This is a genomic window from Marasmitruncus massiliensis (assembly GCF_900186535.1).
GTDB classification, from domain to species: Bacteria; Bacillota; Clostridia; order Oscillospirales; family Ruminococcaceae; genus Anaerotruncus; species Anaerotruncus massiliensis_A.
Map to the genome: position 1 here is coordinate 855,906 of NZ_FYDE01000005.1, position 15,124 is coordinate 871,029.

At 53.6% G+C, this 15,124-nt stretch carries 13 protein-coding genes; 5 read left to right on the forward strand and 8 right to left on the reverse strand.

The window, feature by feature from the left end:
• Positions 1-5 precede the first annotated feature (5 nt).
• The 3 genes from C1A10_RS12205 (at position 6) to C1A10_RS12215 (ending at position 4,198) form a co-directional block, all read left to right on the forward strand.
• A complete protein-coding gene (locus C1A10_RS12205) occupies positions 6-1,649 on the forward strand; it encodes a WG repeat-containing protein (RefSeq protein ID WP_101910522.1) in 1,644 nt (547 codons plus the stop codon).
• Positions 1,650-1,692: 43 nt separating this feature from the next.
• Positions 1,693-2,073 carry a VOC family protein gene (locus C1A10_RS12210; RefSeq protein WP_101910523.1) on the forward strand — a complete coding sequence of 127 codons (381 nt, stop codon included), beginning with the start codon at positions 1,693-1,695 and terminating at the stop codon, positions 2,071-2,073.
• Between the two features lie 142 nt (positions 2,074-2,215).
• Positions 2,216-4,198, forward strand: a complete 1,983-nt coding sequence (locus tag C1A10_RS12215) for a fructose-1,6-bisphosphatase (RefSeq protein ID WP_101911653.1) — start codon at positions 2,216-2,218, stop codon at positions 4,196-4,198.
• A 48-nt stretch (positions 4,199-4,246) separates the two neighbouring features.
• On the opposite strand, the gene C1A10_RS12220 is transcribed toward C1A10_RS12215, so the two are convergent.
• Positions 4,247-5,077, reverse strand: coding sequence for a DegV family protein (locus C1A10_RS12220; protein WP_101910524.1), 831 nt, complete (start codon positions 5,075-5,077; stop codon positions 4,247-4,249).
• A gap of 274 nt (positions 5,078-5,351) precedes the next feature.
• Between C1A10_RS12220 and C1A10_RS12225 the strand changes: the two genes are divergently transcribed.
• Positions 5,352-5,579: a FeoA family protein gene (locus C1A10_RS12225; RefSeq protein WP_101910525.1), complete on the forward strand. Its 228-nt coding sequence runs from the start codon at positions 5,352-5,354 to the stop codon at positions 5,577-5,579.
• Positions 5,579-7,585, forward strand: coding sequence for a ferrous iron transport protein B (gene feoB, locus C1A10_RS12230; RefSeq protein WP_101910526.1), 2,007 nt, complete (start codon positions 5,579-5,581; stop codon positions 7,583-7,585). The genes C1A10_RS12225 and feoB overlap by 1 nt, the downstream gene beginning before the upstream one ends.
• A 221-nt stretch (positions 7,586-7,806) precedes the next feature.
• Here the strand turns inward: feoB and C1A10_RS12240 are convergent, their stop codons facing one another.
• From C1A10_RS12240 to C1A10_RS12270, 7 genes are all read right to left on the reverse strand, one after another.
• Positions 7,807-8,376, reverse strand: a complete 570-nt coding sequence (locus C1A10_RS12240) for an ANTAR domain-containing response regulator (RefSeq protein WP_101910528.1) — start codon at positions 8,374-8,376, stop codon at positions 7,807-7,809.
• 72 nt (positions 8,377-8,448) lie between these two features.
• Positions 8,449-9,768 carry a glutamine synthetase family protein gene (locus C1A10_RS12245; protein ID WP_101910529.1) on the reverse strand — a complete coding sequence of 440 codons (1,320 nt, stop codon included), beginning with the start codon at positions 9,766-9,768 and terminating at the stop codon, positions 8,449-8,451.
• A 73-nt stretch (positions 9,769-9,841) separates the two neighbouring features.
• Positions 9,842-10,567 (reverse strand): GltB/FmdC/FwdC-like GXGXG domain-containing protein, encoded by a 726-nt coding sequence (locus tag C1A10_RS12250; protein ID WP_101910530.1) that lies wholly within the window; start codon positions 10,565-10,567, stop codon positions 9,842-9,844.
• On the reverse strand, positions 10,564-11,796 hold the full coding sequence (locus tag C1A10_RS12255; RefSeq protein WP_101910531.1) for an NAD(P)/FAD-dependent oxidoreductase: 1,233 nt from the start codon (positions 11,794-11,796) through the stop codon (positions 10,564-10,566). The genes C1A10_RS12250 and C1A10_RS12255 overlap by 4 nt, the downstream gene beginning before the upstream one ends.
• Entirely contained in the window at positions 11,793-12,239 is a 447-nt protein-coding gene (locus C1A10_RS12260; RefSeq protein ID WP_101910532.1) for a 4Fe-4S dicluster domain-containing protein, read from the reverse strand. The genes C1A10_RS12255 and C1A10_RS12260 overlap by 4 nt, the downstream gene beginning before the upstream one ends.
• A gap of 14 nt (positions 12,240-12,253) precedes the next feature.
• Positions 12,254-13,762 (reverse strand): glutamate synthase-related protein, encoded by a 1,509-nt coding sequence (locus C1A10_RS12265; protein WP_101910533.1) that lies wholly within the window; start codon positions 13,760-13,762, stop codon positions 12,254-12,256.
• A complete protein-coding gene (locus tag C1A10_RS12270) occupies positions 13,762-14,883 on the reverse strand; it encodes a class II glutamine amidotransferase (protein ID WP_101910534.1) in 1,122 nt (373 codons plus the stop codon). Before C1A10_RS12270 ends, C1A10_RS12265 begins: the two co-directional genes overlap by 1 nt.
• Positions 14,884-15,124: the final 241 nt, after the last annotated feature.

Genomic DNA, 15,124 nt, shown 5'->3' on the forward strand with positions numbered 1-15,124 from the left:
ATACTATGATACGAAAACTACTGGCTTTATCGCTGACAGCCCTGCTGGTTTTGACAGGCTGCCAGAACACACAGCCTGCTGATGCGCCGCAGGAACCGTCCGCTTCGGGTTTATTGGAAGTTGACACGCAGCCGCGCCAGGTTCCTATTGAGGGCACGTCCTCCGCGCAGGGAGAAGCATCTTCCCGGGACGGGTCCGCACCGATGCCGGAAGGGCTGCCTGCGACAACGCCGGAAGCGGTCGGTCTGCCGGAAACGCTGTTTTCATCGGCTGCCGGTTATGGTGTCGAACTGATCACCCCCGCGCAATACAGCGTGCATCAGGAACTGAACCGGGGCGGCCACAGCGGATTTCAGACAGCGGATTATTTTGGACTGAAAAGCAAGGAGGGTGAAAAGTTTGCCCTCGCGAACGAAAATGGAAAGATCATCACCGATTTTGTCTATGACGACGACGGGGAAAGCTGGGCTTTCCGCGACGGAAACAGCGGGGTCGCGCTGCGCAGGGACGGAAAATACGGCGTGGTGGACGGCCGCACGGGTGAAGAACTGCTGCCGTTTCAATATGACAGCATCCAGCCCCAGCGAAACGACACCTTTATTTGTGAGATGGGAGACACCTATGAACTGATCGACAGGGACGGCAAGGAGCTGCTGACCTATTCGAGAGGCGACCAGCTGACCGTATTCCCGGAAAATGTGCTGCTGTTCGAAAACGGCATGCTTCGTTTTTATGATAAACAGATGCGCCCAATCAAAAATTTCGCGTGCGAAGAGGTGCGGCCGTCTGTTGCGGCCAACCTGATTCTTGTGAAGAGTTCAGGCAAATGGGGAATCTGTGAACCGGACGGCGATTATAGGATTGACCCCCAGTTTGAGGAGATCGACCAGTTTAACGAGCAGTGCGAGGCCGCGGTCTTTACCAAAAATGGGAAAAAGGGTGTTCTGGATTTGAACGGCGATGTGCTCATCAAACCCGAATGGGACGATGTGGCGCTCTATGATTCCAGTGCAAGCATAGAAAAGGATGGAAGGTGGGGAGCCTTTACAGACCTTTCGGACAGCAAGCCTGCCATCGAACCGATGTATGACTATGTGTACGCGTTCGGCACCGACGGATGCGCCGCCTATGAGCACAGGGGGAAATTCGGCGTATTGGATGAGGACGGGAACATTCTCATTTCCGCTAGGTATGACAGGATGGTTTCCAACAGTGACGATGCGCTGGAAAAGGGCTATTATGCGCTGGAAGGTGATGGACAGTCCCTTTATGGCATTGTCAGCGGGAAAGGTGAAGTGGTCGTTCCCGATACGTACACCATCGTATTCAGCGACGGAACAAACGAAGAACCGTATCACCTGATTATGACCCAGCGCGAAAAATGGGGCTATATTGACCGCGCCGGCCAGATGGTGATCGATACAAAGTTTGACAGCGCCGGTCAATTTCTGAAAGGCAAAGATGTGGCGTTTGTCAAGCAGAACGGGAAAATCTGCCTCATAGACCGGAGGGGCAATGTGGTCATGGAAACCGTGTTCAGCGATTTGGTTTCCTACCATCCCGAAACAATGGTGGGTGCATTTGAGTACACAGATGCCCAGGGAAAATCCAAATGCTGCCTTGCCAAACTGCAGTTCCCGGTTGGTTGATTATTTTGTCAATTTATAATACTATTTGTATAAGGTGGCTGCAATGAAAATAGAGCATATCGCCATTTATACCCGCAATTTGGATGCTTTGCGTGACTTTTATCGAACCTATTTCGGTGCATCCAGCAATGACCGCTACCAAAGCAAATCCGGAATGCAGAGTTACTTTCTGACGTTCGATGACGGCGCGCGGCTTGAGCTGATGTGGATGCCGTCCCTGCGGGACGGCGCTGCCGGGGCCGGGTTTACGGGGTTTACCCATCTTGCGTTCAGCGTGGGAAGCCGGGAAGCGGTGGATTCTTTGACCGACCGGCTGGTACAGGACGGGCATCGCCTGATTTCCGCCCGGCGCATCACCGGGGACGGTTATTATGAAAGCTGTGTCGCCGACCCTGACGGAAATGCCGTAGAGATTACGATATAAAAAAGCCGCCTGTCGGGCGGCTTTTTTATGGTACAGGCAGAAAAAGAGGATTGCATCACCGGTCCAAACATGGGATAATAAGAACGAAGAAAAAGGCTGTTACTCGGCTGCTTGTGTTTACGGAGAACGAAGGGTGGATAAAATGGACTATAAAGAGCATCAGGCAAACGATCTTCGTTATCTTGAATTACTTTCCCGCCAATACCCCACTGTGCAGGCTGCCAGCACGGAAATCATCAACCTGCAGGCGATTCTGAACCTGCCGAAAGGCACCGAGCATTTCATGTCCGACCTGCACGGGGAATATGAAGCGTTTTTTCATATCCTCAACAACTGCTCGGGGGCTGTACGCGAAAAGGTGGATATCCTGTTTGAAAACAGTATTTCCAGGGAGGAACGCGCCAAGCTGGCGACGCTGATCTATTATCCCGAAGAAAAACTTGAGGAAATCCATGAAACGGTCGCGGACCTGAATGAATGGTATAAGATTACGCTGAACCGGCTGATCGAGATCTGCCGGCTGGTGTCCTCCAAATATACGCGCTCCAAGGTGCGCAAGGCGCTGCCGAAAGATTACGGCTACATCATCGACGAGCTCCTAAACACCAACTATGAAGTCCATAACAAAAAAGACTACTATGAGAACATTATCTCTACCATCATCGATATCGACCGCGCCGATGATTTTGTGAAATCCCTGTGCGGCGTTATTAAGCGGCTGGTGGTTGACCACCTGCATATTGTCGGTGATATTTTTGACAGGGGGCCGCGCGCCGATATCATCATGGACCTGCTGATGAAGCATCATTCGGTGGACATTCAGTGGGGAAACCACGACGTACTCTGGATGGGCGCGGCTACCGGCAGCCGGACGTGCATTGCGGCGGTGCTCAACAATTCGATCACCTATAACAATCTGGAGGTGATTGAGACCGGTTATGGCATCAGCCTGCGTCCGCTGGCCCTGTTTGCAAATGAGGTCTACCGCGATGTGGATACCTCCTGTTTTGCTCCCAAGATGTTTGGCGACGCTGTAATCTATAATGCCAAAGATCTCGAACTGGCGGCCAGAATGCATAAAGCGATCGCGGTCATCCTTCAGAAGCTTGAAGGGCAGGTGCTCCTGCGCAATCCGCAGTTTGGCATGGAGGATCGCCTGCTGCTGGATAAAATGGACCTTGAAAAGGGGAGCGTACGGATCGGGGAAGGCGAATATCCGTTGCTGGATACGGCTTTCCCGACGATAGACCGGGAAAATCCCTATGCGCTTTCCGATGAGGAAGCCGCTGTCATGGAGCAGCTGAAATTTGCCTTTCTGCGCAGTGAAAAGCTGCAGAGACATGCGAAGTTTCTCTATTCCAAGGGCGGTCTGTATAAATGCTTTAACGGGAACCTGCTGTTCCATGGATGCATCCCGATGAACCCCGACGGGTCCTTTATGAAGTTCGATATCGGATGCAGGGGGCTTTCGGGTAAGTCGTTTATGGACCGGGCGGAGGCAATCGCGCGGCAGGGCTATTATGCAAAGCCGGGAACGAAGGAAAAACAGTTTGGCAAAGATTTTTTGTGGTTTCTCTGGTGCGGGCGCAATTCCCCGCTTTTCGGGCGGGATCACATTGCAACCTTCGAGCGGATGCTGATTGCCGATGAATCCAGTTGGGCGGAGGAAAAAAACCCTTATTATTCCTATTATAACGATGAGGGTGTCTGCGAGCGCATTCTGGAGGAATTTGGCCTCAGGGGCCCCCACTGCCATATCATCAACGGGCACGTGCCGGTCAAATCCAAAGACGGCGAAAATCCGGTCAAGGCGCACGGCCGCTTAATTGTAATTGACGGGGGCTTCTGCCGCGCCTATCAGCCAACCACAGGAATCGCCGGCTACACGCTGATTTACAATTCCTGGGGTATCCGGATCGCGGCGCATGAGCCGTTTTCCACCACAAAAGATGCCATTGAGCACAATAAGGATATCTTTTCCGCGACAGTCGTGTTTGACCGCATGGAATCCCGCATCAAAATCAAGGAAACAGATAATGGTGCGCGTCTGCAGCGCAATATTGATGATCTGAAATGCCTGCTGCAGGCCTATAAATCCGGCAGCATCAAGGAAGACCACGCATAAAAAAAGCAGCCGCCCCCGGGCGGCTGCTTTTTTTATATAAGTATGATGTCAGAACGCGATGATGACGCCGCCTTCGTTGGCGTACATGGTGCTGAGCCCGCCGGTGGAAGTCACTTTGATATCTTTAAAATGAAACCGGCGCTGTGCTTCCGCTTTAATGAAGTGCGCCTGCCGCTCGTTGTTGCAGTGGGTAATCACCAGTGTGCGGTCGGCAAAATTGGTGCAGCTTTCCCCGATCAGGTCCACTAAACGGGTGAAAGCGCGTACGGAACCGCGCGCCTTTTCATACAGCCTGATCATGCCGTTATCAGCACACATGATTGGCCGCAGCGACATGACGGAAGCGGCATAGCCGGCAATGCGGCTCACGCGTCCGGCTTTGATCAACGTCTCCAATGTGTCAAGGATAAAAAAGGTCTTCATTCCGTCAATAAATTCGGTTACGGTTTTGACGATGGAATCGAAATCCATCTTTAAATCCACGCACTCTTTGATTTTGAGGCTAACGGCAATCTCGCCCGCGGATGCGGAGAGGGAATCGAACACATGGATTCTGCGCTCCGGGCCGCCTTCCATTACCATTTTCGCCCCGACAAGGGCGCTGTTATAGGAACCGCTGAGCTTTGAGGAAATGGTAACGGCGAAAACATTCATCCCTTTGCAGAATTTTTCCGCGAAGACCTCCGGTGAAGGGCAGGCCGACTTTGGGGTGTTTTTGCTGGAACGCATGGCGCTGATGAAATGATTGATGTTCAAAAGTTCATCGTCGATATAGTTGACGCCGTCCAGCAGCATCGAAAGGGGGGCAGATTCGGGGTTCAGGCTTCGGAGCTCCGGTATCAGCTCGCAGCAGCTGTCAACAACCAGTTTGTATTCCATTTTCGTCAATTCCTTTCTTACGGCATCTCCAAAAAGGAATTGCCGACTATACTTTTTCTAGTGTATCGCAAGTTGTCATATAAAGTCAATGAAAACCGATCAATACGGGATAAAATTTCTGTGAACCAATCCTATGCCGCATACCGGCGGGTTGATTCCCGGCCTTGCTTTGTTTGCTTGACAAAGCAGAGGAAAAAAGGTAATATGTATGCCGCGGCTAACGGAGATTTTATGTTTGAAAAACCTCCGTAAAAATGTTGGGGGCGTAGTTCGAATGACTTTGGATACTTTAAAAATCGGGCATGAGGCGGTCATTGTTGAAGTGGGAGGCAGCGGCGCACTGCGTCGCCGTCTGCTGGATATGGGGCTTACCCCCAAGACGAAGGTGATGGTGCGCAAAGTGGCCCCGATGGGGGATCCCATTGAGCTGCATCTGCGCGGGTACGAACTGACGATTCGGCTGGAAGATGCCCGTGAAATTGAAGTGAAGGAGGTTGTTTGATGGTTTTTGCACTGGCCGGAAACCAAAATTGCGGCAAAACAACCTTATTTAATCAGCTTACCGGTTCCAATCAGCATGTGGGAAATTTCCCCGGGGTAACCGTTGAGCGCAAAGACGGCATGATCCGCGGACACAAAGACGTGACCGTCGTGGACCTGCCGGGGATATATTCGCTGTCTCCTTACACAAACGAGGAAATTGTAACGCGGGATTTTCTGCTCAATAATCATCCGGATGGAGTGATCAATATTGTGGATGCCACGAATATTGAGCGCAACCTCTATCTTAGCATGCAAATTATTGAACTGAATATTCCGATGATCATTGCGCTGAATATGATGGATGAGGTGCGGGGCAACGGCGGGACCATTAAAATCAGGAAGATGCAGCAGGAACTTGGAGTGCCCGTAATCCCCATATCGGCGGCGAAAAACGAGGGCATCGACGAGCTCATCGATACGGCCATCACTGTGGCCCGGGAACGGCAGGTGCCCAAGCGGATGGATTTCTGTTCAGGTGCTGTGCACCGCGCAATCCACGCAATTGCGCACCTTGTGGAAGACCATGCCGACCGGATTCATGTACCTTCCCGGTTTGCCGCCACCAAACTGGTGGAGGGGGACAGCCCCATGCTCCGGCAGCTGAACCTTTCGGAAAATGAAAAGGACATGGTGGAGCACAGTGTAAAGGAAATGGAACTCGAACTGGGGACCGACCGCGAGGCGGCTCTCGCGGACATGCGGTATACGTTTATCGGCCAGCTCTGCGAGGAATGCGTGGTGAAATGCGGCGAAAGCAAGGAACACGCGCGCAGCGTCCGCATCGACGGCCTGCTGACCCACAAATATCTGGCGATCCCCATATTCCTTGCGGTAATGCTTCTGGTATTCTGGCTCACGTTCGGCGTGATCGGAAGCTTTTTAAGCGATCTGCTCTCTTATGATATTGATCTGATTACGGATGCCGTTTCCCGCGCTCTCATCGCTTACGGCATTAATCCGGTGGTACATAGCCTGGTCATTGACGGCATATTTGCAGGCGTCGGCAGCGTGCTTTCTTTTTTGCCCACCATTGTGACACTGTTCTTTTTTCTCTCGATGCTTGAGGACAGCGGCTATATGGCGCGCGTGGCCTTTGTAATGGATAAGCTGCTGCGTAAAATCGGTCTTTCGGGACGCTCGTTTGTTCCGATGCTGATCGGATTCGGCTGTTCGGTTCCCGCAATTATGGCTACCCGTACGCTTGCTTCGGAGCGGGACCGCCAGATGACGATACTGCTTACGCCGTTTATGTCATGCAGCGCCAAGCTTCCAATCTATGGGATGTTTACCATGGCCTTTTTCCCGCGCTATCGGGCGCTTGTCATGATTTTGCTTTACGCCGGGGGAATGCTGATCGGCATTCTGGTCGGACTTTTACTGAAAAGCACGCTTTTTCACGGCAAACCGGTTCCGTTTGTGATGGAGCTTCCGAATTACCGCATGCCAAGCTCAAAAAGCGTTGGTCTGCTGATTTGGGACAAGGCCAAAGACTTTTTGACGCGCGCGTTTACGATTATCTTTATGGCGACCATTCTGATCTGGTTTTTACAGACCTTTGACAGCCGGTTTAATGTTGTGGCTTCCAGCGCCGACAGCATGCTTGCATCCATCGGGCGCTGGATATCCCCGCTGTTTGCTCCGCTCGGTTTTGGGGACTGGCGCGCGTCTACCGCGCTGATTACCGGCTTTACCGCGAAAGAAGCGGTTGTCAGCACGCTCGCCGTGCTGACAGGCAGTTCTACCGCGGAACTGCCTGCGGCGCTGTCACAAATGTTTACGCCGCTTGCGGCGGGGGCCTTTTTGGTTTTTACACTGCTTTATACACCCTGCGTGGCGGCGATTGCGGCTGTGAAACGCGAGCTGGGCGGCGTATGGGCGGCATTGCAGGTGGCATTCTGCCAGTCCGCGATTGCCTGGCTGGCGGCGTATGCGTTTTACCGTGCGGCAGGCTTTTTGGTTCGATAGGGGGCGGCTGATATGGGAATCGGTGACTGGTTGATTTTAGGCTTTCTTGCGGTACTTGCGGTTCTTGCGATACGGCATGCAGTTCGGCATAGGGGCAGCTGTGGGGGCTACCGGGGATGTGACGGCTGCAACAAAAGCTGCAGTCAGCGTCGAAATTCGGATGAGCAGGAAAAAAAGAATATATGAAACCTGAAAAGCGTCCCGCCTTGGCGGGACGCTTTTCAGGTTTCATAGGTCTGCAAAATATTCTGGGCGATATTTTTGCGGGTAGTGCGCAGATCCATCGCCTGCTTTTCAATATAGCGGTGCGCCTGCTGCTCGGTCATATCGAGGTATTGAATCAAAGCGCATTTTGCCCGGTCCACCAGACGGATTTCCTCAATTTTGGACTGCAGCCGGGTATTTTCCGACTGCAATCCCATCAGACGCTTGCGGGAAGCCTCCGCGAGTTTAAGCGCCTGATAAAAGAGCGGCCGTCCGATCGGCTTTGAGACGACAAGAACCCCGTAATCCTCCACCCGGGCGGAAACATCATCCGCCAGTTCGCTCTTTACCAGTAAGATGATACCGGCGGAGCTGCGATGGGTGACCGCAATGGCCAGCTCATGCCCAAATTCGTCAGACAAAGGCGTATTGATGATGATGAGTTCAAATTCCTGATCCACAAGCATCCGCCGAGCCTCATTGCCGGATGAAGCACAAACAGGCGCGGTGTTTCCGGCAACTTTCAGCAAATCGGCAAGCAGGTTCTGCCCCTGCGTGGAACTGGATACTACAAGGTTGCTGCCCACAACGTCACCCCCTGTTAACCTTATTATTTTTCTGATGCCACGCAGATGGCGGCTATCAGCCGGAGCGCATTGTTATAAACGCGAAAAATAGCGGACATGCTCATATTCAACCCGGTCTCCGACATATTCACAGTTCAGCCATTCGCTGCGCTTGGACGCAATCATCTTTTCAATTGTCTTTTGAGGCAGATACCGCGCCACAAAAGTGCTGGATGCGGCGGCTTCCACCGCCTCTCCCAGATCTTTCGGCAGAACGTCAAACTTGGACAGCGTTTCCGCATCGGCAGTGAACAGGTTGAAATCTGCGGGCGGGCAAAGTTCAAGCTTGTTGTGAATGCCCTCGATTCCTGCGCCGAGCAGCAGCGTGAAGGCCAGATAAGGATTGCACAACGGGTCGGGGGAACGCAGCTCCATGCGGGAATAGTCCCCGCTCGCAGCCGGAATACGGATCAGGGGCGAGCGGTTTTCACGCGACCAGGTAATATATTTGGGCGCTTCGTAGCTTCCAAATCTTGCGTAGGAATTTGTCGTGGAATTTAAGAAAAGGGTCATTTCGGAAATGTGCGACAGGATGCCTGCGATAAAGCTGTGAAAAGCAGAGCTGTGATGCTCTTTGTCACGAACGAACAGGTTGCGGCCGTCTTTATAAAGCGACATGTTGATATGCAGCCCGCTCCCGCTTTTATCGGCAATCGGTTTGGGCATAAAGGTGGCAAACAGCCCGTTACGCGCCGCAATCGTACGGACCACCGATTTAAAGGTGATCAGATTGTCCGCGCAGGTAAGCGGGTCGGAAAACTTAAAATCAATTTCGTTCTGCCCCGGTCCCTGCTCATGGTGGGAGGTCTCGGGAGAAATCCCCATTTCTTCAAGCGTCAGGCAGATTTCCCGCCGCACATTTTCTCCTTTGTCGAGCGGCGCGATATCGCAGTATCCCGCGCTGTCGTGCGGGACATTGGTCGGGCAGCCTTTTTCATCCATTTCAAACAGATAAAATTCACATTCCGCGCCGAACTTGCACTCAAATCCGGTGGCTGAGACCTGCTGCACTGCCTGCCGGAGAAGATGACGGCAGTCGCCCTCAAACGGGCGTCCGTCCGGGTGCCGGATATCACAATACAGGCGCACCACCCGTCCCTGCGCGGGCCGCCAGGGCAATACTGCCAGCGTCGTGGGGTCGGGGAAAAGCAGCAGGTCGGATTCCTCCACATTCATAAAGCCGTCCACAGCCGAAGCGTCAAAGCAGATGCCCTGCGCGAAAGCCCTGGCGAGCTCGCTGGAAAGGATGGAGATGTTTTTTGGCGTACCGAAGATGTCACAAAACGCCAGACGGATAAACTTTACGTCATTTTCCGCAACGTATTGCAGGACTTCGCTAACCGTATAATCCATGGCTGAACCTTCTTTCACAACACGTTTCCGCAGTATCGCGGGCAACGATAGGATTGCCTATATGATATCATAATCAGTAGATGGTATAAAGCTGTTTGTATGGGTTTTTGCTGTTCGGGGTCAGCATATAGAACCTGGAGGAAAGAATTTCAGTCTTATCTTCCCCAAAATGCTGACAGAATTCATCGAGATAACCGTCTATCTCCGCAAGATCGGAAGCAGTGGCCTCCGAGACGACAATCTGTTTAGGCAGGCCGGTGGGTTCCGTTTCACTGCGGAGGAAGATCTTTCCGCCGTGCATGCCTGTGCCGCAGAAATAACCTGTGACCGGGGCAGATTCCGGCTTGTGAAGACCAAGGACAATGATGATGCCTCCGGCCTGGTATTCGCCGAGAAAACTGCCGGCGCAGCCGCCGATGACCATGACGGGAAGTTTTTCCTGATAGGCTTTCATGTGAATGCCCGCTCGGTAGCCGATATTGCCGCGGATAAACATTTTCCCGCCGCGCATGCCGTAGCCCGCCCCGTCGCCGCAGGAACCGTTCACGATGATGGTGCCGTCATTCATGGTGTCGCCCGTTGCGTCCTGCGCGTTGCCCTCGGTGACAATGCTGCCGCCCCCGAGATAGGCACCCAGAGCATTGCCGGCGATCCCGTTGATCCGGATATCCTTATTGCTCAGCCCGCTTCCGATATAGCGCTGCCCGATGCAGTTTTCGAGCAGGATCTCCTTGTCGGCGCAGGCGCGGATTTCGTCGTTCAGCTTTTGAAAGTGCATGTTTCCGACCGTCAGTTTCATTGTTTGATCCCTCCCAGCTGCCGCAGGCGTTCCACCTTGGAGAAGGCCATCAGCTGCGGCTTTTCCTTGATCAGTTCAAAGTCGATGGTGTCGAGCGGCGTCTTGTTGCGGATCAGGGAGGTATAAATACCCGCCCGCTCCACCGCCCCGATCAGAATGTAGCCGACCAGCCGGTTGTCATCGACGACCAGGCGTTTGTAGGTGGCCTCGCCCTCTGTAACGGTGCTGACGCCCATGTAGCTGCCGGCGGTTATGATGTGCAGGTCAAAGAAGCCGATCGCGTTCATGGGGATGGCATGGTCGTACAGCTTTTCACCGCCCGCCATGTTGATGCCGGCGCATTCCCCCTGCATATAAGCGTTTGGCAGAAGCGCGAGAATGCGTTCCTGGCCGGTGGTAATGTCGAGGCTTTCGGTACAGTCACCCGCCGCCCAGACGTCAGGCAGGGTGGTCGCGCAGTGCAGGTCGGTCACGATCCCGCGCCGCACTTCGCCGCCCGCTTCTTTGACCAGCTCTGTGTTGGGACGCACGCCCACCGCGATGACAAGGATGTCAAAACCGATGACCTCGCCGCTTTGCAGCGTTGCGGTATCCGGTGTGAAAGCCTTGACGCTGTCGGAGAGCCGGAAGGCAATCCCGTGCGACTCGATATGGGACTGCATCATAGCGGAGCCGGCTTCGTCAAGAATAGAGGGCAGAATGCGATCCGCCAGATCGACGACCGTAATCGAACCGACCTTATCGGCAATCCCTTCCGCACATTTTAAGCCGATCAGCCCCGCGCCGATAATTAATACACGCGCCTGCGGGCCGAGCGCCTGTTCCAGCGCGTGCGCATCGTCGAGCGACATAAAGGTGAAGCGGTTAGGGACGTCCTCCAGACCGCTCATCGGCGGGACAAACGGCTTGCTTCCGGTTGCGACCAGCAGCTTGTCATACGGGATTGTTTTTCCGTCAGCAGTAGAAACTTCTTTTTTCCTGGGGTCGATTGCCGAAACGGTCGTATTCAGCATTGCTTCCACGCCGTTCTTTTCATAAAAATCGTCGCCGCGATATTTCATACGCTGCTCGTCTGTCCTGCCCTGCAGCAGATAGGAGATCAGCGGGCGCGAATAGGTGTGATAGGCCTCGCTGGAGATCAGCGTGATGGAGCCCTCGGTATCCAGTTTGCGGATTGCTTCCACAGCGCCCACAGCGGCGGCGGAATTTCCGATGATGACATACTTCATGCCTCTTCACTCCTTTCCTCAAATACGATTGCGCGGTTGGGGCAGCCTTTTACACAGGCAGGTTCCCCGCCGGCATTGTTGATACACAGTTCACATTTCTGAATGGCGTGACCCGTGCTCGACGGCATGATTGCACCGTACGGGCAGGAAAGGATGCAGGTGAAGCAGCCGACACATTTGTCCTGGTTGATCGTGATGACACCGTCTTGATCGACGGTGAGCGCACCGGTGATGCAGCCCTTGACGCAGAGTGGTTCGTCACAGTGGCGGCAGGAAACGGCAAAGCTGACATTCCCTTTTTCTTCGATGCGGATGCGGGGATTGATGGTGATGTTTTTCAAGGCCTTCACCATGTCATCGCAGCCGGAATTGGCAAACGCGCAGTTATATTCGCACAGATGGCACCCGAGGCACCATTTTTCATTGACATAGACACGTTTCATAATGATGCCCCTCCTTATTCGCCGGCGTGCTTGATGCCGAGGATTTCAAGCTCTTTTTCGGATAGCCCGATGCCGCGCAGCATCAGGCGGTTGCCGCGCAGTGCTTCAATCGAGTTGATTCCCATGCCGCCCATCATTTCCTTGATCTCATGATCCCAAGCGGTCACAAGGTTGACCAGCCGCTGGGAACCGATATCCGGATTCAGGCGTTTGACTAACTCGGGACGCTGGGTCGCGATTCCCCAGTTGCATTTGCCGGCCTGACAGCTGCGGCAGAGATGGCAGCCAATCGCAATCAGAGCGGAGGTAGCGATGTAAACGGCGTCCGCGCCGAGCGCGATTGCCTTGATGATATCGGAAGAAGAACGGACGGAGCCGCCCACGACGATCGAAACATTGCCGCGGATGCCCTCGTCGCGCAGACGGGAATCGACAGCCGCAAGCGCAAGCTCAATCGGGATGCCCACATTGTCGCGGATACGGGTCGGCGCTGCGCCGGTGCCGCCGCGGAATCCGTCAATGGCGATGATGTCCGCGCCGGAGCGGGCGATGCCGCTGGCGATGGCCGCGACATTGTGCACTGCCGCGATCTTGACGATCACGGGTTTTTTATAAGCGGTGGCTTCTTTCAGCGAGTAGACCAGCTGGCGCAGGTCTTCAATAGAATAAATATCGTGATGAGGCGCGGGGGAGATGGCGTCGCTTCCCTCCGGAATCATGCGGGTGCGGGAAACGTCGCCGACAATTTTGGCGCCCGGAAGATGGCCGCCGATGCCGGGTTTCGCACCCTGACCCATTTTGATCTCGATTGCGGCGCCGGCCTCCAGATAGTCCTTATGCACTCCGAACCGGCCGGAAGCGACCTGTACGATGGTGTTAGGGCCGTATTTGTAGAAATCCTCATGCAGGCCGCCTTCGCCCGTATTATAATAGATGCCCAGCTCGGTGGCCGCACGCGCGAGGGATTCGTGCGCGTTGTAGGAAATGGAGCCGTAGGACATGGCGGAGAACATGATGGGAACGGAAAGCTCAAGCTGCGGGGTCAGATTGTTGACGATCTTCCCGTCGGCGTCCCGTTCAATTTTAGTCGGCTTGGAACCAAGGAAGGTCTTGGTTTCCATCGGCTCGCGCAGCGGGTCGATGGAGGGGTTCGTGACCTGGGAAGCGTTGATCAGCATTTTGTCCCAGTAGACCGGGAAGTTCTCCGGGTTGCCCATCGAGGAAAGCAGGACGCCGCCTGTCCCGGCCTGGCGGATGATCGAAGAAATCGTGTTGGACGACCAGTTGCCGTTTAATTTATAAGTATCATCGCTCTTCACGATTTTGATGGAGCGGGTGGGGCAGAGGGAAACACAGCGGTGGCAGTTGACACATTTGCTGCTGTCGCTGATCATGAGGTTGCGCTCCTCGTCATAGCGCGTGACCTCATTGGCGCACTGACGCTCACACACACGACAGGTGATACAGGTATCGTTATTGCGTACCAGTTCATATTCCGGGTAGATGAAATCATTTGCGAACATCAGCAAACACCTCCTTTGTCCAGTGTCACAATGACAGGCTCGCCGCCGCGCGGGGCCCACAGTTTATCCAGGTCGGGCTGGATCACACGGATGGCGCATTCCTCGCTGGCAACATAAACGGTCTTGTCTTTTTCCCCGATGACCATGGAGCGCAGCTTCAGGCGGTCGTTCAGCGCCATCATGCCGCCGCTGAATCCAAGGAGAATGGAAAACGGCCCGGTGATCAGCAGGCTGGAGAACGCGTTGCGCAGATAGGTGAACCGTTCGCGCTTTTCAGGCGGGTAGTTTTCGATGGTTTTCCAGAACGGCGCCGCGATTACGCTGGCGGCTTCCTCCATGGAAAGGCCCTGGCGGCGCACAAGATAATCGATCATATAGGTAATGACTTCCGTGTCGGTGAGCAGTGTGCAGCGGTAACCGAACATCTCCATGTAACGGCGGTTTGCGTCGTAGGAAGAGATCTCGCCGTTATGCACGATAGAATAATCGAGCATCGCGAAAGGATGCGCGCCGCCCCACCAGCCGGGTGTGTTGGTGGGATAACGGCCGTGCGCCGTCCAGCAGTATCCTTCATATTCATCAGCAAGGCGGTAATATTCGCCGACGTCCTCGGGAAACCCGACCGCTTTGAAAACGCCCATGTTTTTCCCGGAGGAAAAGACGTAAGCTCCGTTAATGGTAGTATTGATACGAACGACGCAGCGCGCGGTATATTCCCGCTCATCAAGCTGGCTCTCTTCTAAACGTGTATGATGGGGCTTCACAAAATATCGCCAGATCAGCGGCTCGTTCGTAATTTGCGGCATACGTTTGACCGGAATTTTTGACAGATTTACAATGTCAAAATGCTTGTCGAGAAATACTTCGCAGGCATTTTTTGCCGCCTGTGTGTCATAGAATACATGGAACGCATACAGGTCTTTGTACTGCGGGTAGATACCGTAGCCGGCAAAGCCGCCGCCAAGCCCGTTGGAACGGTCGTGCATGGTTGCAATCGAATCAATGATAGCGCGCCCTGAAATGCGTTTTCCATCCCGGTTGAAAATTCCGGAGATTGCGCAGCCGGAGGGGATGCGTATATTCCCCTCACGCTGTCGCGGGTTGAAATCTTCCTGTAACATAGTTGAAACCCCCATTCAAGATAAACGGTCAAAAAAATGAGGCGTTCATAAAAAGCATTTCGTTGTGACAACAAAATGCTTTTTATGAACGCCTTTGTTCAGTACGTCCATCATACTAAATAAGAGAGTATTTTGTCAAGGAAAATGCATGGCAAAATGCATATCCTGCTGCATTCTTGTTGAATTCCACCACAAGTAAAAAAAATTACCCTTTAATATGCAGGACATATTCACAAAACTT